16 protein-coding genes are annotated in these 19,342 nt (G+C 46.7%); 12 read left to right on the top strand and 4 right to left on the bottom strand.

The window, feature by feature from the left end; translation table 11 throughout:
* Positions 1-32: 32 nt before the first annotated feature.
* The gene (locus BM358_RS18205) at positions 33-1,016 is read right to left on the bottom strand and encodes a metal-dependent hydrolase (protein ID WP_023990200.1); all 984 of its coding nucleotides are present in this window, start codon (positions 1,014-1,016) and stop codon (positions 33-35) included.
* Positions 1,017-1,219: 203 nt separating this feature from the next.
* Here BM358_RS18205 and cyoE point away from each other — a divergent pair, with 203 nt between their 5' ends.
* On the top strand, positions 1,220-2,164 hold the full coding sequence (gene cyoE, locus BM358_RS18200; RefSeq protein ID WP_023990199.1) for a heme o synthase: 945 nt from the start codon (positions 1,220-1,222) through the stop codon (positions 2,162-2,164).
* A gap of 90 nt (positions 2,165-2,254) precedes the next feature.
* On the opposite strand, the gene BM358_RS18195 is transcribed toward cyoE, so the two are convergent.
* Complete coding sequence (locus BM358_RS18195; RefSeq protein ID WP_023990198.1) at positions 2,255-2,599, bottom strand: toprim domain-containing protein; 345 nt, start codon at positions 2,597-2,599, stop codon at positions 2,255-2,257.
* A 406-nt stretch (positions 2,600-3,005) separates the two neighbouring features.
* The gene (locus tag BM358_RS18190; protein ID WP_028541421.1) at positions 3,006-4,178 is read right to left on the bottom strand and encodes an MFS transporter; all 1,173 of its coding nucleotides are present in this window, start codon (positions 4,176-4,178) and stop codon (positions 3,006-3,008) included.
* Positions 4,179-4,401: 223 nt separating this feature from the next.
* On the opposite strand from BM358_RS18190, the gene BM358_RS18185 reads away from it, so the two are divergent.
* The 7 genes from BM358_RS18185 (at position 4,402) to BM358_RS18155 (ending at position 13,563) form a co-directional block, all read left to right on the top strand.
* Positions 4,402-4,884 carry a hypothetical protein gene (locus BM358_RS18185; protein ID WP_023990195.1) on the top strand — a complete coding sequence of 161 codons (483 nt, stop codon included), beginning with the start codon at positions 4,402-4,404 and terminating at the stop codon, positions 4,882-4,884.
* Between the two features lie 16 nt (positions 4,885-4,900).
* Positions 4,901-6,052: a transglutaminase domain-containing protein gene (locus BM358_RS18180; RefSeq protein ID WP_028541422.1), complete on the top strand. Its 1,152-nt coding sequence runs from the start codon at positions 4,901-4,903 to the stop codon at positions 6,050-6,052.
* Positions 6,053-6,072: 20 nt separating this feature from the next.
* Positions 6,073-8,157, top strand: a complete 2,085-nt coding sequence (locus BM358_RS18175) for a peptidoglycan D,D-transpeptidase FtsI family protein (RefSeq protein ID WP_028541423.1) — start codon at positions 6,073-6,075, stop codon at positions 8,155-8,157.
* 191 nt (positions 8,158-8,348) lie between these two features.
* On the top strand, positions 8,349-10,427 hold the full coding sequence (locus tag BM358_RS18170; protein WP_028541424.1) for a peptidoglycan D,D-transpeptidase FtsI family protein: 2,079 nt from the start codon (positions 8,349-8,351) through the stop codon (positions 10,425-10,427).
* 82 nt (positions 10,428-10,509) lie between these two features.
* Complete coding sequence (locus tag BM358_RS18165; RefSeq protein WP_023990191.1) at positions 10,510-11,259, top strand: Cof-type HAD-IIB family hydrolase; 750 nt, start codon at positions 10,510-10,512, stop codon at positions 11,257-11,259.
* Positions 11,260-11,310: 51 nt separating this feature from the next.
* Entirely contained in the window at positions 11,311-11,790 is a 480-nt protein-coding gene (locus BM358_RS18160) for a DUF456 domain-containing protein (protein WP_028541425.1), read from the top strand.
* Positions 11,791-11,928: 138 nt separating this feature from the next.
* Positions 11,929-13,563: a putative polysaccharide biosynthesis protein gene (locus BM358_RS18155; RefSeq protein WP_023990189.1), complete on the top strand. Its 1,635-nt coding sequence runs from the start codon at positions 11,929-11,931 to the stop codon at positions 13,561-13,563.
* Between the two features lie 17 nt (positions 13,564-13,580).
* Here the strand turns inward: BM358_RS18155 and BM358_RS18150 are convergent, their stop codons facing one another.
* Complete coding sequence (locus tag BM358_RS18150; RefSeq protein ID WP_028541426.1) at positions 13,581-14,870, bottom strand: DUF2515 family protein; 1,290 nt, start codon at positions 14,868-14,870, stop codon at positions 13,581-13,583.
* Positions 14,871-15,107: 237 nt separating this feature from the next.
* Between BM358_RS18150 and BM358_RS18145 the strand changes: the two genes are divergently transcribed.
* The 4 genes from BM358_RS18145 (at position 15,108) to BM358_RS18130 (ending at position 19,231) form a co-directional block, all read left to right on the top strand.
* Positions 15,108-15,452 carry a thioredoxin family protein gene (locus BM358_RS18145; protein ID WP_028541427.1) on the top strand — a complete coding sequence of 115 codons (345 nt, stop codon included), beginning with the start codon at positions 15,108-15,110 and terminating at the stop codon, positions 15,450-15,452.
* Positions 15,453-15,625: 173 nt separating this feature from the next.
* Positions 15,626-16,558: a COX15/CtaA family protein gene (locus BM358_RS18140; protein ID WP_028541428.1), complete on the top strand. Its 933-nt coding sequence runs from the start codon at positions 15,626-15,628 to the stop codon at positions 16,556-16,558.
* Between the two features lie 129 nt (positions 16,559-16,687).
* Complete coding sequence (locus BM358_RS18135) at positions 16,688-18,454, top strand: UbiD family decarboxylase (protein WP_025723591.1); 1,767 nt, start codon at positions 16,688-16,690, stop codon at positions 18,452-18,454.
* 51 nt (positions 18,455-18,505) lie between these two features.
* On the top strand, positions 18,506-19,231 hold the full coding sequence (locus tag BM358_RS18130; RefSeq protein ID WP_028541429.1) for a Cthe_2314 family HEPN domain-containing protein: 726 nt from the start codon (positions 18,506-18,508) through the stop codon (positions 19,229-19,231).
* The last annotated feature ends 111 nt before the right edge of the window (positions 19,232-19,342 follow it).

Genomic DNA, 19,342 nt, shown 5'->3' with positions numbered 1-19,342 from the left:
CATACGGCTTGTTGTTAGCTTGTAAGCAGGTTTTAATTCGTATGCAGGGAAAGGCGTTTTTGCATCTTTTCGTCACTGAGCCATCCAATATAGCTGTTGATCAGTCCGAACTGCTTATCCATCGCGACCACAGCCACGAATGGATATTGTCTCCGGTGTCGATACCTGACGTCTCCCCATCGCACAATGTAGCCCCATTCCAGTTCCTCCACCTCGGCAACGGCAAAGGAGGAAAAATAGCGAAATGCCTGCACATCGCGATAGGATTTGGATGCTTCTACGGCAGGATGTGTGGATGGAATTGCATGTTTCGTCCAAAATAAGTGTTTGCCATTTAATCCGCCAATGTCATAACTTCCATTCTGATGAGCTTTTACCACATGCCACCGGTTCCATGATACGGTGGGAATGATATAATAGATGTCGCCCTCCTGACGCTCATTGTCCATATTACGTACCGCTTTTCTGGTTATAAAATGACTCCAGGTTCGCCAAATGTAATATAGGCCAATAATAACGTACAGCGTAATAAATAAGGGAGCGGGTGGAGTCAATCCGGTGATCCACAGCATAATCGCAGCAACATGGGTGCCAAAAATAAAGGGATCGAAAATATGGATGATATTCCAAGATATCCACTTGTTTGTAAACGGCCGGAATGCCTGTGTTCCGTACGTATTAAATAAATCTGTGAATACATGCAGGCAGACGGCAATCGTTACCCATAATGCTACATGACCTGGGGGCACATCTCTGAAGATCAGGCAAATCAGTCCTGTTATGGACAAGATCCATATCAACCAGAAGGGAATTGAATGCGACAGTCCACGGTGATTGCGAATGTAGGCTGCATTGTTTTTCAACCGAAGCAAAGTGTCAAAATCCGGAGCTTGTGACCCTACGACTGTAGCGAGCAGTATGACTGCGGCCAACTTTGGATCTCCGGCGACGACAGGATCAGTGTAGGCCAGCCCGGCCAATCCGATTCCCATGACAAAGTGTGTGGCTGTATCCATATCTGTCGCTCCTTTTGTATTGTTTCCTGTACTTATTACTACCCAAATTTACTGTAAACGATCAGCAGGGGCGATTTGCCATCGGAATTGTGAACGTTTTGTGCGTTTTCTGTCAAACTTTTTGGGGTAGGTATATGATAAAATTTATATCGGAGTTCAACTTACTCCCGAATTCATACATCTCTAAGGGGGAGTTACTCACAATGGATAATATAAGTTATAAGACTTCTTCGGATGCGGCTACCTATTCTGTAAAATCTAAACCACCCGGTAAAGCGGGCACTTGGAAAGATTTTATTACAGTTACCAAGCCAGGCATCCTTCGTACCAATCTGGTTGCAGCCTTTGGTGGTTTTTGGTTAGCGTCGCAATGGGATGTTGACTATATAAAGCTAATTCTTACACTATTAGGTACAATGCTGGTTATGGCGTCTTCTTGTGTTTTTAACAACTATTTTGACCGTGAGCTGGATTTGAAAATGGAGCGTACACGTAATCGCTCACTGCCAACAGGGCGTCTGACCCCTACAACGGTGTTGTCATACGCTATTATTTTGGGCGTTGTTGGGTTAGCTGTTCTATTCTCCTTCTCTGGTGTAACGGCAGGATTACTGGGATTACTTGGTATGTTCGTCTACGTCGGTATTTATACACTTTGGTTAAAACGTTCATCTACATGGAGTACATCCATCGGCGGTATTTCTGGTGCAATGCCTCCGGTGATTGGTTATGTGGCCGCTTCGGGTCGTATTGATATGGGCGCGTGGCTCTTATTCGCTCTCCTGTTCTTATGGCAGCCTCCTCACTTTTGGGCACTTGCTATTCGCAGAGTTGAGGAATATCGCGCAGCAGGATTTCCGTTGTTGCCAGTCGTAAAAGGTATCCATCGGACGAAGATTCAGATGATTCCTTATATTGTATTGCTGATTCCGGTACCCATCCTTATGTATGCTTATGGATATGCCGGTATGATTTTTATGATCGTGTCCGTGTTACTGTCCGTGCTGTGGGCATTCTACGCCTTTAAAGGTTTTACGATTAAGGAAGAAGAAACGGATTCCTGGGCAAAAAAAGTATTTTTCTTTTCCATTAACCATCTGACACTCAGCTTCTTGCTGATGATCGTCGATACGGTTCATAAGTTCTAATGTCATTTTAGAGGCATTTTATAGTGCACCATATAGCTGTCCAACAGGCATGAAAGCGGCCTGAGGACAGCTTTTTTGTTATTTTCAAGACTAAAGAACAGGTGGCGGGTATATAATGTATTCTTCCAACCCTGCTTTTTCCAATTGAGCGATCACATATTCGTCTGGAGTGCCTTCTACGCCAGCATAGCCTTTGCGTGTATACATATGAAATGCATCCGGAAAAGAGTCTGCAAGCACTCCCCTTATTTTTTTCCCTGAGCTGTCATTGTCCATAAATAAGTATATTTCGTCGTGCTTGGCCCGCTTGTGGAGGGATTCCAGTTTTATAGAGTTTAGTGTGCCGAAGGTGCATAAAATGTGGACCTCCGGGTCAAGTAATCGGCGAAGTTTGCTTCGGTCATTTTTCCCTTCGACGATCACGGTTATCGCCATGTAAGCTCACCCCTTGTCTGATACATATGCTCGAAATTCCCCGGGAAATGAAGAATATGTGTATAGTGTAGCTCCAAATAGGGTTCTCATGCAAAAAATAACAAAACAGCCTGCCAGAAGTGGCAGGCATGGGCACAAGGGGCAACAAGTTAGGGCAATTCAGACATTAAATCCAGCAAGTACGGAGAATGATGACGAGCAAAATATAAAGAACAAGAATGGTGCCAGTTGAAGTTCCAATAGGGCAAGGATGACAGTGGCTCACAGGCTGCACCTCCCTTTGTTAGTGAATGTTCAGTCAAAATAGTCTATGTGGATAGGGGGATGGTGTACTGTGCATTTGCCCTCTTGAACGGCATTTTGGGCTTTAAAGGTAGCATATTAGCAAACCACTGCCTCAGACTAGCTAGGAATGATAAGGTCCTGAGGCAGACAGTGGCGGCGTCGGAGATAAGCGCTTAACGGGAACGAATAGCAGGCCAGCCATCAGAATCAGAAATGCGATAAAAAAAGGAGAAATGTGATCGGGTAGCTGACCTGCCAGTACAGGTCCGGCAAAGGAGCCGATAGATGTTGCAATAGACTGTAGTGCAAAGGTTTTGCCCAGTCGCGCACCTCCAATTCGTATGAAAAGAGAGGCCAGCGCTGGAAAAATGATGCCTTTGGCTGTTCCCAAAATAAAAAGTATGATGCCAATCGCCGCTTCGGGCGTGGTGGCGAGTGCGTAAAAACTTAGAGACATCAAAATAATGCCACAAAGTAGTCGCGCCATGGGTGAATATTTGTTCAGAAACAGCAGGCTGAGCGTACAAAGTGCTCCCAAACTGATGATGGAAAAGAGCAATCCGGTGGACATCATGGACGCAGAACCGTTATTCCGTAATGGAATTTCGTAAAATAAAATGCCTTGTGCACACGCCAAAACAAAAGGCAGGAGCAGGTAACGCCAATTGAATGGTAAACGCGTCTTCTGTGCCCCGGATAGTGGAGCGGGTGTCGCATGACCATCTGATAATTGGGCCTGTGGAGCGGGTGCTCTTTTGGGCAAGGTGAAATAAGCCATAAGTCCCGTGACTACGAGAATGATGCCAAGGGAACTAAACGTCTCACTAAAGCCAAAACTGGCTACGATAAATGCGCCGGCGGCTGGAGACAGGACAGAGGCCAATGTGTGAACTACACCATGTCCCGACATATATTTGCCCTGCGTAACTGGATGATCGGATAGCTGTGCCAACAGGGCCAGACAGGCTGGAGATAAAAAGGCCAACACAAAACCGCTAATCGCCCGAAGAAAAAGTAATTCCCACGGTGTGTGGATGTACGATTGAATGATAAGAATAATGCCTGCAGCTGTTAGGCTGAACATAATATATCGGCGGCTGCCGTGTTTGTCGACCTTGGGGCCGGCCATCAAATTACCAGGCAGGTGAGTTAGAGAGTAAATCCCCATCATCCAGCCAATAAAAGTAGGTGCTGCACCCAGGGAGATAGCGAATGGTGTCAAAATAGGATATTGTGCATGCAGATCGAAAAAGGCAATGAATAAAAAAAGATACAGCCAGAGGGCTGTTTTCATGGGATGACCCCCTTCCCTAATGTAAACTTTCATGTTGCACTACGTATCGGCCCTTCCTAAGTTGTACGCTGGAGTGGACGAACATAGACCACTTTGTATGGACAAGAATTGAATAACAAGGTGTGTAAAAGAGCTAAGCTGACAGGGCATCACGTAATCATGTATAATTACAGAGACAATTTTGTGATTTGAATGATGTAGTTGAAAACGGGAGTGTAGCGAAATGGATAAGGGCGTCTGGACAGAGTTTTTGGAACATAATTGGCATATTGTTCAGGATAACTGGCTGTATATATTAATTGGGCTTGTCCTATTGTTAGTCATATTGAAGGTTGTAAGAACTCTCATAAAATGGCTGATTGTCATTGTCGTAATTGCAGGCTTGCTTATCTACAGTGGCATTTCCTTTGAACAGGTCGGCAAGGTCGTTACTCAGGCAAAGGATGATGCGATCAACAAGGTTCAGAGCGAGGCTTTGAACATGATGATCAAGGAGGGACGGGATGCCAAATACACATCCAATGCGGATGGTACGTTTTCGGTAACCAGCTCCAACCTGGAAGTGAAAGGTCCATTTGATGGTGACAAGGTCAAGGTATGGTTTCAGGGGATGTCGCTGGGCGAGTGGAGTATGGGCGATACCGTCAAGAAATATATCGAAGGTGCGAAAGGCTCGGCTGTAACACAGTCGCCACAGTCGCCGTAGAGACAGGAGGAACACAATGAAACCATCCTGGCTGGAGCCTATTCTTCATTGGAATGGCGTGACGGTGTTTTTGATTGTCATTGTACTGCTGTCGTTGATTCAGGGCTGGAGACGAGGAGCTTCCAGATCTGTAGGGGCGCTGTTCAGTCTTATTGTGGATGGCATACTGACTGTGGCGGGTATTTTGTGCTCGCTCGGATTAGCCATGTGGCTTTCACCGAAGGTACAACAATGGCTGGCGGCTTACATGGAACATTTGCCTCAGCGAGAACTAAGCGGGATTGAGCAATTTTATTATACGTTGGTGGCGGGGTTAGAGGGGTTTCCGCTGCTGCGGTTCGCCGTATTGTTTATGCTCAGTTATGCGATCGCCCAATTTGTACTACGTGCAATTTATGTGTTGATGGTAGGGGGCAAGTCAGATTCTTCTTTCCATGAGCATGAAAAAAAATCAGGCTTTTTCAGCAGGGTGGCAGGGGCTGGAATAGGTACTCTTATTGGTGGAGCACGCGCTATCATGGTTATAGCCCTGCTATTCATCGGCGTAAGTCTGTATCCAGACAGCGGGTTTAGCAGCTACGTCCAAGCTTCACCGATTTATAAGCAGGGAGCGCAATCGGTCATTGAGCCGTTATCCGGTACACTGATTAAGGATAAATTGCCCGTATTTACGCAGGCCGTTACCAAGGAATTAAATGGTATCCTGCAGCGAAAATACGAAATGATTGACCGGGAAATTCCGAACGATATCGGTCAGGCTGCGGCCAAGATTACACAGGGGATGAGCGGTGATGAGCAAAAGGCCAGAGCGTTGTATGAATGGGTAGGTACCCGTATTAGCTATGATTTCGGTAAGGTAGAAGCCTATGAGCAGCGTGGTGACTGGCATGAACAGACCCCCAGAGATACGTTTGATACACGTAAAGGAGTCTGCATTGATTATGCCCGCCTGTATGCGATGATGGCTCGGTCGCAGGGACTACAGGTCAAGGTGGTGACAGGGCTTGGATATAACGGACAGGGAGGATATGGTTCCCATGCATGGAATGAAGTGTATTTGAGCGCGCAGGATCAGTGGGTACCGTTAGACCCGACCTGGGCGCAAAGTGGGGACTGGTTTAATCCGCCTGGTTTTGCCCAAACACATATCAAGGATAAAGTGATTTAATAAGGAGTGGAAAAGGGCACATGAGAAAGATAGACAACGAGCAGGGAAAAGACAACGAGACGTCTGATCGAAAAAGATTCAGCTTTCGGATCAATCTGTTCTTTTTCAGCTCGTTCATTATATTTACGGTCATTATTGTCAGACTGGCGATACTTCAATTTGTAGATGGACCTCAGCTCAAACAGCAGGAGGCCAGTAATGTTACCAAAAACGTACCGCTTACACCGATTCGCGGAACAATTTATGATTCAACCGGGCAGAACAGACTGGCGTATTCTACACCTGTACAATCGCTGTATATCACGCTCTCCAAGAACTATAGTGACAGCGTGGAGAATTCGCGTAAACCTGATAAAAAGCTGTTGCCTGAGCTGGAAAACATGACACAAAAGCTGGCAAATCGGTTTGCTCAATATGGTAATAAAGATGAGCCGAAAATGACGGCAGAACAAATTATGGACGCTATGGACCGAAACTATCAACGGTTTAGCGGTTTTACGCCGCGTCTGATTAAAACCAATCTTAATAAAGATGAAGTCGCCTATTTTATGCAGCATAAGAGTGAGTTCCCCGGGTTAGATGTCGTAGAGGAAACGGTACGTCATTATGATCCCGATACGGTAGCTGTCCAAACGGTTGGCTACATTAAAAGCTATAAAAGTGCGCGTGAAACGTTAGATAAATATAAAAACATCCAAAAATCCATGTCAGCTGAAAATGATCCGGGCCTCATTTATATGGATAACGAATCTGTTGGCTTTGATGGACTGGAATTTCAATATCAGGAACAGTTACGAGGGAAAAACGGATATAAAACAGTTCCAATTGATCCACGGAATATGCCGGAAGGTGTAGATTCTGTTACTCCTCCGCAAAAAGGGAATAACATTTATTCCACCATTAATAAAGAGATTCAGGTCAAAACAGAAGAAGCCATTGCGGATCAATTGAGATGGCTCCATTCACACGCTGTATCTGGCAAGACTCATCCTTATGCCAAAACAGGCTTCGCAGTGGCTATGGAAGTGGACACAGGAAATGTGGTAGCGATGGCTAGCATGCCGGATTATGATGCGAATTACTGGCAGACTGGAAATATATCCAGTGATAATTATAAGAAAATACAAAATGTATACTTAAATGGTACTATTCGTTCGTTCGGATCGGGCCAATCGGGTCAACATCCAGAGTCAGTTGTTCTTCTGGGCTCCACCATTAAACCCCTTTCTGTGTTGATAGGTCTGGAGGAAAATCTATTCAGTACCTCATCCTACTATCAGGATACAGGAGCGGCTTATTTTGGGCGTAACAATTCGTCACGAGTTCGAAACTCTTCCGGTCATGTGTACGGGGGGTTAGACCCAGCTTCTGCCATACGGCATTCCTCCAATGCATTCATGGTTGATATGGTGGGCAAAAGATTGTACAACAAGTACATTAATAATGCCAAGGAAGATCAAGGTGTGAATGTATGGGACCGCTACATGAAGGAATTTGGACTAGGTGTGTCTACGGGTGTAGATTTACCTACGGAATATCCTGGTTTGAGAGAGTATGGACCTAAAAGTAAGGAATCGGCCTTGTCCAAATTAGCGTATGCTTCTTTTGGACAGCAGGGTAAGTATACAACGCTCCAGCTTGCACAATATACCACTGTACTGGCTACCAAGGGCAAACGGATGGAGCCGCATTTGGTCAGTCAGATTAAAGACACCAACGGCAATGTAGTACAAACGATTAAGCCGAAGGTGCTGAACGAAGTGAAATTCCCAGATGCATACTGGAATGAGGTCATACGCGGGATGGCAACAGATGTCAGCGCATTTAATGGTTTTCCTTATGACTTTGCTCGTAAAACGGGGACATCGCAGCAAAGCGTAGGCGGTAAACTGAAGGATAACGGGGTATTTATTGCCTTTGCGCCACGTCAGAATCCCAAACTTGCAGTAGCGGTTGTCATTCCTGAAGGAGGTTTCGGGGCTTTTAGTGCCGGACCTGTAGCACGCAAAATATTTGATGCCTACGATGAAGTATATGGTTTGGACGGGGTACCTAAGAAAAAGGTTGAAACAGCAACCGATTCTAACGCAATCAAACAGCCATAATCATTTTATACGATTTTATACGATGTCATTTCATGAAAGCTTTCCTTAGCCTTTGGGCTGAGGGAAGCTTTTTTATGTTTTTTCTACGTTTTCTTACAAAATTGTCATCTTAGAATTCATCGTTTATTGTTTTAGATATGGTAGGATCAGGAATATGAAACCCTAATCGGAAGGAGTAATGACCAGCTAATATGGACAGAGGAAGTTTGGATAAAAAGTTTTCATTTAAAAAGAAAAATGTTGAAGAGAATGAAGAGTCACGAAAAAAACGGACGGTTTTACGAACCAACCTACTGTTTTTTAGTGCTTTTGTGCTGTTTGCCCTGATCATTACCAGACTAGCTGTATTGCAGTTTGTACAATCGGAGGAGCTGAAGGGCCAGCAGCAATCCGTAAATACGAAAAATGTCCCGTTAGCCCCGAGTCGCGGCACGATTTATGATTCTACAGGTACGGTTAAGCTGGCATATTCGACTCCAGTACAGTCCCTGTATGTAACTTTATCTAAGGATTATAGCAAGCGTACGGAGAAAGATCGCAAGCCGGGGGAAAAGCTGCTCCCTGAGCTCAATGCTTTTGCTGCCAAGCTTGCTGCCAAATTAAACGAACTGGGTCGTAACGAAGGAGAGCAGCTTAATGCAGAGGAAATAAAAAAGCGACTGGACCCGGACTATAATCAATATAGGGGATTTACCCCACGTTTGGTCAAATCCGACCTGAGTCGGCAGGAAATCGCTTATTTTCTGGAACATCGGACAGAGTTCCCTGGTGTAGAGGTTGTAGAAGAAAGTATACGCCATTATGACCCGGATCGGGTGGCGGTACAAACGATTGGATATATGTACAAGTTCAAAGGAGCTCGAACGAACCGGCCCAAATATAAAGAGCTCTATGAAGCTAATTCGGAGGTTCTAAGACCGACACAGGTGTATTCGGAAAGTGAAACGGTCGGATATGATGGCTTGGAGCTTCAGTACCAGGATGAACTGAGAGGAAAAAACGGATATAAAACGGTAGAAGTCAATCCGCGCAGCATGCCGGAGGGCATTGAATCCATTACTCCTCCTGAAAAAGGACATCATTTATATTCCACCATTAACAAGGAAATTCAGCAGAAAACCGAACAGGCCATTATGGATCAGCTTCGCTGGCTTCATACTCATGCCGTATCGGGGAAGCTTCATCAAGACGCTACCACTGGCTTCGCTGTAGCGATGGAGGTAGAGACCGGAAATATCGTGGCAATGGCCAGTATGCCGGATTATGACTCTAATGTATGGAAAAGTGGAAGTACCTCGCCTTCGGTATATGACGAAATTCAGCATAAAATGGGAAATGGAACCATTAAATCCGTCCCTAGCGGAAAAGCGGGTCCACATCCAGAATCCTCGGTGCTTCTGGGTTCAACCATTAAACCGCTATCCGTGCTGATCGGGTTGAAGGAAAACCTGTTTTCTCCCGGACAAACTTATCTGGATACGGGAAGTGCGTACTACGGCAAAAATCGCTCCAGCCGGGTTGGGAATTCTAGCGGACATGTGTATGGTTCTTTGACACCTAGCAGGGCAATTGAGGTCTCGTCGAATACGTTTATGGTGGATATGATCGGCAAGCCGCTGTATGGCAAATACGGAAGTAATGCAGGGGTACATCAGGGAATTGACGTATGGGACAAGTATATGAAGGAATTTGGATTAGGCGTTCCGACAGAAGTAGATCTGCCGGGCGAGTGGGCAGGTAGACTTGAGTATACGAGCAAGCATGAAAGTGCGCTGACACGTTTGGTACAGGCATCCTTTGGTCAGCAGGGAAAATATACAGCGATGCAGTTAGCCCAGTATACAACTGTGCTGGCAACAAAGGGCAAGCGTATGCAGCCTCATTTGGTCAGCAAAATTGTAGATGATCAGGGGAATCTCGTACGTGAGTTTAAGCCGCAGGTGCTGAATGAGGTCGCTTTTTCAGATACGTACTGGAATACAGTGATTCGAGGTATGGCTACAGATGTTAAAGCCTTTAATGGATTCCCTTATGATTATGCCCGTAAAACGGGGACTTCCGAGCAGGTGGTGGGACGTACGGTTAAAGATAACGGGGTGTTCATCGCTTTTGCTCCCCGTCAAAATCCGAAGCTGGCAGTAGCGGTCATCATTCCTGAAGGGGGCTTTGGTGCGACGAGCGCTGGACCGGTTGCGCGTAAAATATTTGATGCGTATGACGAAGTATATGGGCTAGATGGTACTCCTAAAAAGCCTCTGGCAGCAAAGTGAGGACTTGAATACTTTTGTGGGCTTCTCTTTTTCATGGTAAAATGTCGTTGGACATAAGGGACATACAGGAGGAAGAGAGACTATGGGAGAAAACCAATATAAATACAAACTGCTTGCGCTCGACATGGATGGAACTTTACTGAATGATAATCATGAAATTTCCTTGGAAACGATTAACTGGATTAACAAGGCGATTCAGGAAGGGATTCATGTATGCTTGTCCACCGGACGTGCAGCGATGCATGCTCTGCCTTACGGTCAGCAACTCGGCCTGGAGACGCCAATGGTAACCGTAAACGGCAGTGAGGTGTGGAAATCACCCCACGAGTTGTGGCGCCGTTATTTACTTGATAAGGAGCTCGTTCGTAAGATGCACCAAATTGCTGTAGAAACAGGCTCTTGGTTCTGGGCTTACTCAACGGAGGAATTATATAATAGGGATCGTTGGCCGGATACATTGGACACACAGGAGTGGCTCAAATTCGGTTATAATACGGAAAATGACGAAATTCGCCACCAAATTTTACTTAAGCTTCAGGATATGGGTGGACTTGAAATTTCCAATTCTTCGATGACAAATCTGGAAATTAACCCAGCTGGCATATCCAAAGCCAGTGGAATCGCTGAAGTGTGCGATCTGCTTGGCATTACTCTGGAGCAGGTGGTTGCCGTTGGCGACAGTCTGAATGACCTGGCTGTGATTCAAGCGGTTGGACTGGGCGTAGCAATGGGGAATGCTCAGGATACGGTTAAAGAAGCCGCTGATTTGGTCGTGGCTTCGAATAATGACGACGGCATTGTAGAAGTGATCCGTGATTATGTGCTTGTGTAATAAAATGAATAATGCAGCAGGCCGGATGAATGGACGAGAAGGAGGAGGCCCATGGACGTTGTAGGCTGGATTGTTGTTATTGTGCTGTTCATTGTGGGCATGGCCGGGGCGGTATATCCCGTATTGCCGGGGGCGCTCGCCATCTATTTTGCATTTTTTGTATACGGCTGGTTTTTCTCGTTTGCTCCATACAATGCATTGTTTTGGATTATACAAACACTAATCGTCGTTGCCCTTTTTGTTGCGGATTATGCTGTGAATGCGTGGGGTGTCAAGCGATTTGGCGGCTCGCGTCTGTCGGCGATACTGAGTACCATCGGGATTATTATCGGCCCCTTCGTTATTCCGGCATTTGGCCTGATTTTGGGACCATTTATCGGCGCTGTGCTGGGTGAACTAATTGGCAAAGCCCCGCTGGACCGAGCTATTAAAGTGGGCTTTGGCTCTGTATTAGGCCTTTTTACCAGCACCGTGATGAAAGTGATTTTGCAGCTTGCCATGATTATTGTATTCTTGATTTGGGTGTTATGACCCGAGATTCGTTTTGGTTTATTATGATTTGCAGAGACAGAATCGACATGCGGCTCCGCACCGGTGATGGCTCAGGCCATGACTGTTTGTGCGGGGCTTTTGCATGCGTGTGAACAGCAAGAAAGAAGGGAACGCATTTTGTCCAATAAAGAAACATTCCTTAAAGGTACGCTTATTTTAGCCGCTGCCGCCTTGGTGGCCAGAGTACTTGGTCTGGTACAGCGTGTTCCATTGGAGCATCTGCTCGGTTCCGTCGGGAACGCCTCGTTTACTATTGCGAACAACGCTTATTTGATGCTGCTCACGGTCGCTACGGCCGGCATTCCAAGCACGTTGAGCAAAATGGTTTCAGAACGTTATGCACTGGATCGGCCTTCGGAAGCGCGACGTGTGTATCGTGCGGCTTTGATATTCGCGGCCGCGGCAGGCATTATCATTACAGCGCTGCTGTATTTTGGAGCGCCTTACTTTGCCGAGCATGTAGCAGGGGTTCCGCAATCCGCTTTGGCCATTCAGGCTTTGGCACCAGCATTACTGCTGTTCCCTGCCATTGCCATGATGCGTGGATACTTCCAAGGGCGCGGTAATATGACCGCAGGCGGTATTTCACAAATTGTGGAGCAGGTTGCACGGGTAGCGACCGCTATTGTACTCGCTTTTATTATTTTGAAGCTAGGTTATGGAGATCGCGAGGTTGCGGCTGGGGCTTCCTTTGGAGGTGTCATGGGAAGTCTTGGCGCTCTAGCGGTTATGTTGTACTACACGGTGAAATTGCGTCGCCAGGATCGACAGGATCGTCAAGATCAATTCCAAGAGGAAAGCTCCGCGCTACCGATGATGCGCATTTACAAAGATATTTTCAAGCTTTCCATTCCCATTGTATTGTCGTCTCTGACGGTTCCGGCGGTCAACTTTATTGATACGTCGATTGTGGTGAGACTATTGTCTGGTCAAGTGGGATTGGATCAGGCGACTACTCAGTTGGGTTATCTAGGCTCTCGGGCACAGAGTGTGGCGGGAATTCCGCCGATTTTGGCCATTGCGCTCAGCCAATCGCTCATTCCGATCATTTCAGCGGCATTTGCCCGTAAGGATGAGCAGCATTTACAAAATCAGATGACGTTGGCTTTGCGTATCTCTATTTTGACTGGAATGCCGATTGTGCTGGCTTTATGTGTAACCGCCTATTCTATTAATGGTTTACTGTTTAGCTCGCTTGGAGGCAGTGGTATCATTGCTGTTCTGACACTCGGAACGATATTCCAGATTACGATGATGACTTCTAATTCGATACTGATCGGTATGGGCAAGCCGCGTATTTCAATGGTTAATGTCATGGTCGGTATCGTCGTCAAGTTTGCAGCGAGCTGGCTGCTGGCTGGTTGGCTTGGAATTTATGGGATCATTGCTGCAACCGGATTATGTTTCCTCGTGATCACATTGCTAAATTTGCGTGTGCTTAAAGGGATTGTCTCCTTTTCCATCATGGGCCGTCGCTGGGCAGGGTTCTTAACCGCAGTCGTCGTCTCGGGAGCTATCGGATACGGTGTAAATGAAGCCTGTATTCTGCTGGTGCATCTGATGCCTGCGCGTGTGGCCTTCTTGATCGCGTGCTGCATTGCCGGGGCAGCTGTACTGGTATGCTACTTGTTGTTGCTGGTTGTACTGCGCGTATTGCGCAGGGACGAGCTGGGCAACTATCCGCGTATGTTGCAAAAGGTACTGCGTCCGTTAATGCGTCTACAGCGTGAGTCCACAGGACAACGAGGCTAAAAGAGCCCCCCAGTCTTTCAGTGGAAAGGTTGCAAGCTGTTATGGGCAACGTGGGCCATTGCTGTTTTTTGAATGCCATGACGATGCTCATGGCGCATGGCAAATAACAGCGGTCGCCTTGGTTCGCTGAGATGTCCAAGTGTGGAGCCGTCCTGAAACCAGTCATACCGGGGGATTGGATCATAAGCTGTATCGGACCAGACGGCGTTCAGCTCCGGACTGTACAGACGTTGTCCTGGCGGTAGCCATTCATGTGCTAAAAGCGTTGCACTTTCATCTGGAGAGTGCAGCGCTTTTTGTTCATTCGGGGTGAACAATCCGGGCCAATAGTCGCTGCGTGAACCTGTATGCGGCACACTGTTAGCGAATGCGGATACCTGGTCCAGCACCTGCTGATGGCCGAAGAGCATAGCATAGAGACTTTTGCCAAAGCCGATCCGCTCGTCCAAATGGCCGAAACGCTCCATTACTAGTCCAGCAAGTCCACCGTTTAGTCCAAGTGGAAATATAACCTGATTAAGCTGGAGCCAGTCATGCAAATAAAACCCCGGCTTGTGTGTCACAAATTTTTGAAAATACGGATCTTTTACCACACGTCCTTCAATATAGTTTTGTTCATTAATGATGAGCGCCACAGTCAACAGAGAGCTATCCCGCCAAGCCCAGAAACGTTCCCAAAAGGGCTTCATGAATGGCGAAACGTGAAAATAAGGCAACAAATGAAAGCAACTTCGACCTAAATGACGGCTGTGCATGTAAAGTTGCAACTGCGGATAAGCGTCTTGAAAAATAAGGGCGTTACAGCGCTCCAGTAGCCGATACAGCCATTCCTTTTCCTGTTCACCGAACAGGTTGCCAATCAGTTCCCCTTTCAGATCGGTCATATTATAGCCGCCATTACGAGAAACCAGGTGGGCCAGTAATGCCCAGTGTAACTCCGGGTAGCCACGATAGCATTCAAGGTAAGCGGCAGTGCGGGTGACGTTGCTGCGATTCTCCTGTGCTGTATCGTTCTTGATCCTCTCCAGTAGCTCACAGTCTGTTTCGCATAAGGGCATATTCAGAGAAGAGGGACGCGTAGCGGGTCCGTTCACCAGCATTATCGCTTCAGCTTCATTCATAGCGGCCTGTGCCGTATGATAATCCCACGCTAGTTCACGCAAGGGGGAGCGTAATTTGCGGGATTCGGTCCAAGCCGCCCGTTTGCCCTCCCAAGCTTCCTCTGCAACACGGGGAACGGAACCCAGTAACTTTAGCCCTCCTTGAAGCTGTCGAGATGCTGTATGGAGCCATTCGGTAAGAGACATGACTAAATTAACCTCCTTTCCAACTGCAAGCATCCCCGTATCCTGCCAAGTATGTTGGGTATGCTGTTAGGATGTCGACGCTTATGTGGATTCTTAAGTATATCTTTAGTATGCCTCAATGAGAGGGCTTCCAATCGGCATGTGAGTAGAATGGGGTAGTGTGCAAAAGCTTCACTTGGCGTTACAATAGAAAGTGCAATCTTTTCAGCACTAAAAGAATTTAAGGAGGAATCATCCATGCAAAAAATCGTCTCTCATGAAGACTTTAATAAGGCAATATCCACTCCGGGCGTTACGGTGGCTGTGTTTAAGGCGGACTGGTGTAAGGATTGTCATTTCATCGATCCGTTCATGCCTGATGTGGAACAACAATATGCAGATAAGCTTACATTAATTGAGATTGATGTAGAACAGGCCGAAAGCGTCAGTCAAGAGCAAAATGTATTGGGGATTCCTAGCTTTATCGCTTACAGTGAAGGGCGAGAACTGGTACGTCTGGTGAACAGACTGCGCAAATCCCGCGAAGAGATTGAGCAATTTTTGGATCGGGCTGTTGAAGTCCACGCGAGCTTGGCAAAATAACATCAAGACATTCAGAAAGCCGCTTCCTTCTCAGGGGGCGGCTTTCTCACGGACACGTTCACATTTTGTCAACAAAGCTCGTATGTCAAGGAACGATATATCAGTTATAATTACTTTAAGTGATCATTTCACAACATATAAAGTGAATAAATATTATATTTGGAAGGATACGGGTGAATTCTTTGAATAACAAAATCAGAATATTAAAATGGCTGGCACTCGTAACATGTATTGTCATGTTTTTGGCTACCTTCGGTGGAGGTGTCGTGACGCGAACGGATTCTGGTCTCGGCTGTGGCCGGGAATTCCCGCTGTGCAATGGTAAGCTGGTTCCGGCACATACGATCGCATCCCTTATTGAGTTCTCTCATCGCTCCGTCAGTGCCATGGCCGGGATTCTTTCTATCGCCTCATTTGTTGGCTTTTTGCTGTTTATGAAGCATCGGAAGGATTTGCAGCTATTCTCGCTGCTCACGCTCATGTTTGTCATCATACAAGGTGCAATGGGGGCGTTGGCTGTCGTCTTCTCCCAATCGGCTGCAGTCATGGGAATGCATTTTGGCTTTGCGCTTATCGCCTTTGCCAGTGCAACTATGATGACGTTGGGGGCCTGGCAGGAGCATGCAGATTCACGCCACACCCCGCGTCTGATTCCTGGGCCTGTCAGTCGGGGCTTTCGTAACTTTATATGGTTATCGACGATCTATACCTATATTGCTGTCTATTCAGGGGCGTTGCTTAGTCACTCGGTCATCCAGAAGGTTGTAAATATTGGGGGCTTCATATCTCCACTGCTGCTTCATCAGATTTCAGCTGGTCTGCTGTTCGTCATTATCTTGGCTGTGGGTCACTACTCATACCGTTATCACCCGAATCACCGGGATATCCGTATATTGGGTGTCGTATCGGTCTTGTTAATCTTGCTTCAAGTGGTGATTGGAATTATCTTGTTGTACGTCAACAAACCTGAAATCTACATGTTTATCGTGCTGGGACATATGCTGGTGATTGCATCGTTGTTCTCGATTTTGGCTTATCTGAGCTACCGTGTATGGCAATTGTCACCGGACCGCAAGTTTGTTTCGACCCAAGCACAACGTACCTAAGCATTTCATGAATCGTAGTGAAGCGGATTTTTGCCCAAGAGGCGTTTTAACACGTATAATAGCATATAAGAAACAAACCAGGCCCGCGAGTTTCTCGAGGGCTTGATTTGCTTAGGAGGAGTCGTCCAGTTGATCTACCAGAATTTGCGCCAATTTATTGAAGCGCTGCGTAAAGAAAATCATCTTAAAATTATAGAGGCACCTGTCGATCCTTACCTGGAGCTGGCTGAGATTCATCGAAGAGTCATTGAGGAAGAAGGGCCGGCACTTCTGTTCACGAATGTAAAAGGAACCCCGTTTCCTGTAGCCAGTAATCTGTTTGGCACAAATCGCCGTGTGGACATGGCTTTTGGCCCGCGCCCAGAGCAACTGATGGATGCGATTGTAGGAGCGACCAAAACATTGTTTCCACCTACACCCAAAGCATTGTGGAATGAACGTGGCCTGATTAAGGACATGCTAAAAGTAGGGCTAAAAACAGTATCTCATAGCGAGGCCCCTGTATTGGGAGTTCGCCGTACAGAGGCTCCGCTGGCACCACTGCCTAAAGTGACCAGTTGGCATGAGGATGGAGGGCCGTTTATTACGCTTCCACTCGTGTATACTGAGAAGCCAGGTCAGCCCAAGGATCATAATTTGGGGATGTACCGCATTCAGATTTATGATGATCAGACGACGGGCATTCACTGGCAAATTCATAAAGGCGGCGGTTTTCATTATCATGAAGCGGAACTGCGTAATGAGCCATTGCCTACGACGATTATCATCGGTGGCCCGCCTGCCCTGATTGCGTCTGCCATTGCGCCAGCACCGGAAAACTTGCCTGAGCTGTTGCTGGCTTCGCTTATTATGGGAGGCAAGCTGCCCATGACAGAAGACCCGCTCGGGGGTCACCGGATTCCAGCAGAAGCAGAATTTGCAATCAGCGGTTATGTACCGCCTCATGAACGCCGTCCGGAAGGCCCGTTTGGTGATCATTTTGGCTATTACTCATTACAGCATGATTTCCCTGTATTTCATGTCAAACATATGCATCACCGCAAGGATGCCATTTATCCGGCAACCATTGTAGGTAAGCCTCGGCAAGAAGACTACTATCTCGGTGAGTTTTTGCAACGTCTGCTGTCGCCTGCCTATCCGCTTGTGATGCCTTCCGTCAAGTCCCTGTGGGCGTATGCGGAAACGGGCGTACATGCGCTGGCAGCGGCAGTCGTACGTGAAAGCTACTCCCGTGAAGCGCTTGTATCCGGTTTTACCATTTTGGGTCAAGGTCAATTATCGTTGACAAAGTTCCTGATGCTGACGGATCGAGTAATTGATTTATCTGACTTTAACCTGCTGCTGGAAACCATTCTGGAGCGATTTAATCCAGCAAGGGATTTATTTATTTTCAATCACACGTCACACGATACACTCGATTACACAGGCCGCAAGCTGAATCATGGCAGTAAGGCCATCCTGATGGGGATAGGTGAGCCTGTACGTGAATTGCCTCGTGCTTATGAGGGAGGCGATCTGCCGGGAATTCGTGAAATTGAGCCCTATTGCGGAGGTTGCCTCGTCGTATCGGGTGCGTCCTTTGAGCAGGAGCCTGAGCTGGCGGCACGTGTTTTGGAGCGATTAGCAGCGGGTGAGCAAGAGTGGCCGCTCGTCTTCATTGTAGACGATGCCAAAGAAGTCGTTCGCTCTCAAGCCTCGTTCCTGTGGACGGTATTCACACGCTTTAACCCGGCTACAGATATGTACGCAGACAGCGAAGTGCGTTTGCATCATCTGAACTATAAGCTGCCGATTGTAGTGGATGCGCGTATGAAGCCGGGGTATCCAGATGAGGTGTTACCGCGTGAGGATATTGTTAAGCTTGTAGATCAACGATGGACGAGTTATTTCGCTTGACGCCCTAATTAAACCTACAGCCGGATTTTACATTTATAAGGAGGCGTAAGCATGATACGCAAGCTACTGGGTGAGCCACCACGTGTGAACAAAGGCATCCTGCTAGATGCCATGAATAGCATGTCAGCTATGTTGAACCTGCTGGAGCGGCAAATTCAGGCTGGTGGAGATCCGACCCACGATTTTCGGAAGGCGGATATTTTAACACGCGGTCTAATGTCATCTCTGGATGAACTGGAGCAGAGCCATCATGCTTCCGCCTTTTTCCGTATGAAAGTGAAAGCCGGATATGCTGAAGATATGAGTGAGGATGAAAAATCCGATTATGCGTTATATGTTTTCTTTTATAAAGATGGGTTTGTTCGGGTTTTCTCTATTTTGGATAAGCTGGGTAACTGGCTAAATGATCTGTATGATTTAAAAACAGGGCAGTATAAGGCGCACTATTCGTATTTTACCGTGTTGCGGCAGCTCAAGTATCTCAAAATGCATCCTGTATTGACCGATAATTTAATTGATATCAAGGATACTTACAACGATGCCATCAATCGGCTGCGTAAGCGTCGGAATACGGAGATACACTATATGAATACGGAAATGCAGGATGATCTCTGGCAACGACACCGAGCTTTGTATGGAAAAATCCAACTGGAGGACCTTGATCACCATTTGGAAGATTTGCAGCAGGGCTTGGAAATGGTATGTCGGTCGCTGTCAAACGCCTTTACTCATACTGCGAAACAATGGGAGAACCGGGCAGTACGCCCAAAAATATGATAGAAAATATCCTTTGACAAAGCAATGTAAACTATCTATACTGAAACCTAGTTTCAGAAAAATGCTTGAATTATGTTTTTTTTATATAAACTTAACGGACAGCTAAAGCTG

The organism is Paenibacillus sp. cl130 (genome assembly GCF_900116035.1).
In the GTDB taxonomy this organism is placed as follows: Bacteria; Bacillota; Bacilli; order Paenibacillales; family Paenibacillaceae; genus Paenibacillus; species Paenibacillus polymyxa_B.
The sequence above is the reverse complement of the archived record's forward strand: the minus strand, read 5'-3'. Positions and strand labels throughout refer to the sequence as shown.

Excerpts from the sequence above, each read along its gene's own strand:
- BM358_RS18205 (WP_023990200.1), bottom strand. The coding sequence starts at position 1,016 with ATGGATACAGCCACACACTTTGTCATGGGAATCGGATTGGCCGGGCTG.
- cyoE (WP_023990199.1), top strand. The coding sequence starts at position 1,220 with ATGGATAATATAAGTTATAAGACTTCTTCGGATGCGGCTACCTATTCT.
- BM358_RS18195 (WP_023990198.1), bottom strand. The coding sequence starts at position 2,599 with ATGGCGATAACCGTGATCGTCGAAGGGAAAAATGACCGAAGCAAACTT.
- BM358_RS18190 (WP_028541421.1), bottom strand. The coding sequence starts at position 4,178 with ATGAAAACAGCCCTCTGGCTGTATCTTTTTTTATTCATTGCCTTTTTC.
- BM358_RS18185 (WP_023990195.1), top strand. The coding sequence starts at position 4,402 with ATGGATAAGGGCGTCTGGACAGAGTTTTTGGAACATAATTGGCATATT.
- BM358_RS18180 (WP_028541422.1), top strand. The coding sequence starts at position 4,901 with ATGAAACCATCCTGGCTGGAGCCTATTCTTCATTGGAATGGCGTGACG.
- BM358_RS18175 (WP_028541423.1), top strand. The coding sequence starts at position 6,073 with ATGAGAAAGATAGACAACGAGCAGGGAAAAGACAACGAGACGTCTGAT.
- BM358_RS18170 (WP_028541424.1), top strand. The coding sequence starts at position 8,349 with ATGGACAGAGGAAGTTTGGATAAAAAGTTTTCATTTAAAAAGAAAAAT.
- BM358_RS18165 (WP_023990191.1), top strand. The coding sequence starts at position 10,510 with ATGGGAGAAAACCAATATAAATACAAACTGCTTGCGCTCGACATGGAT.
- BM358_RS18160 (WP_028541425.1), top strand. The coding sequence starts at position 11,311 with ATGGACGTTGTAGGCTGGATTGTTGTTATTGTGCTGTTCATTGTGGGC.
- BM358_RS18150 (WP_028541426.1), bottom strand. The coding sequence starts at position 14,870 with ATGTCTCTTACCGAATGGCTCCATACAGCATCTCGACAGCTTCAAGGA.
- BM358_RS18145 (WP_028541427.1), top strand. The coding sequence starts at position 15,108 with ATGCAAAAAATCGTCTCTCATGAAGACTTTAATAAGGCAATATCCACT.
- BM358_RS18130 (WP_028541429.1), top strand. The coding sequence starts at position 18,506 with ATGATACGCAAGCTACTGGGTGAGCCACCACGTGTGAACAAAGGCATC.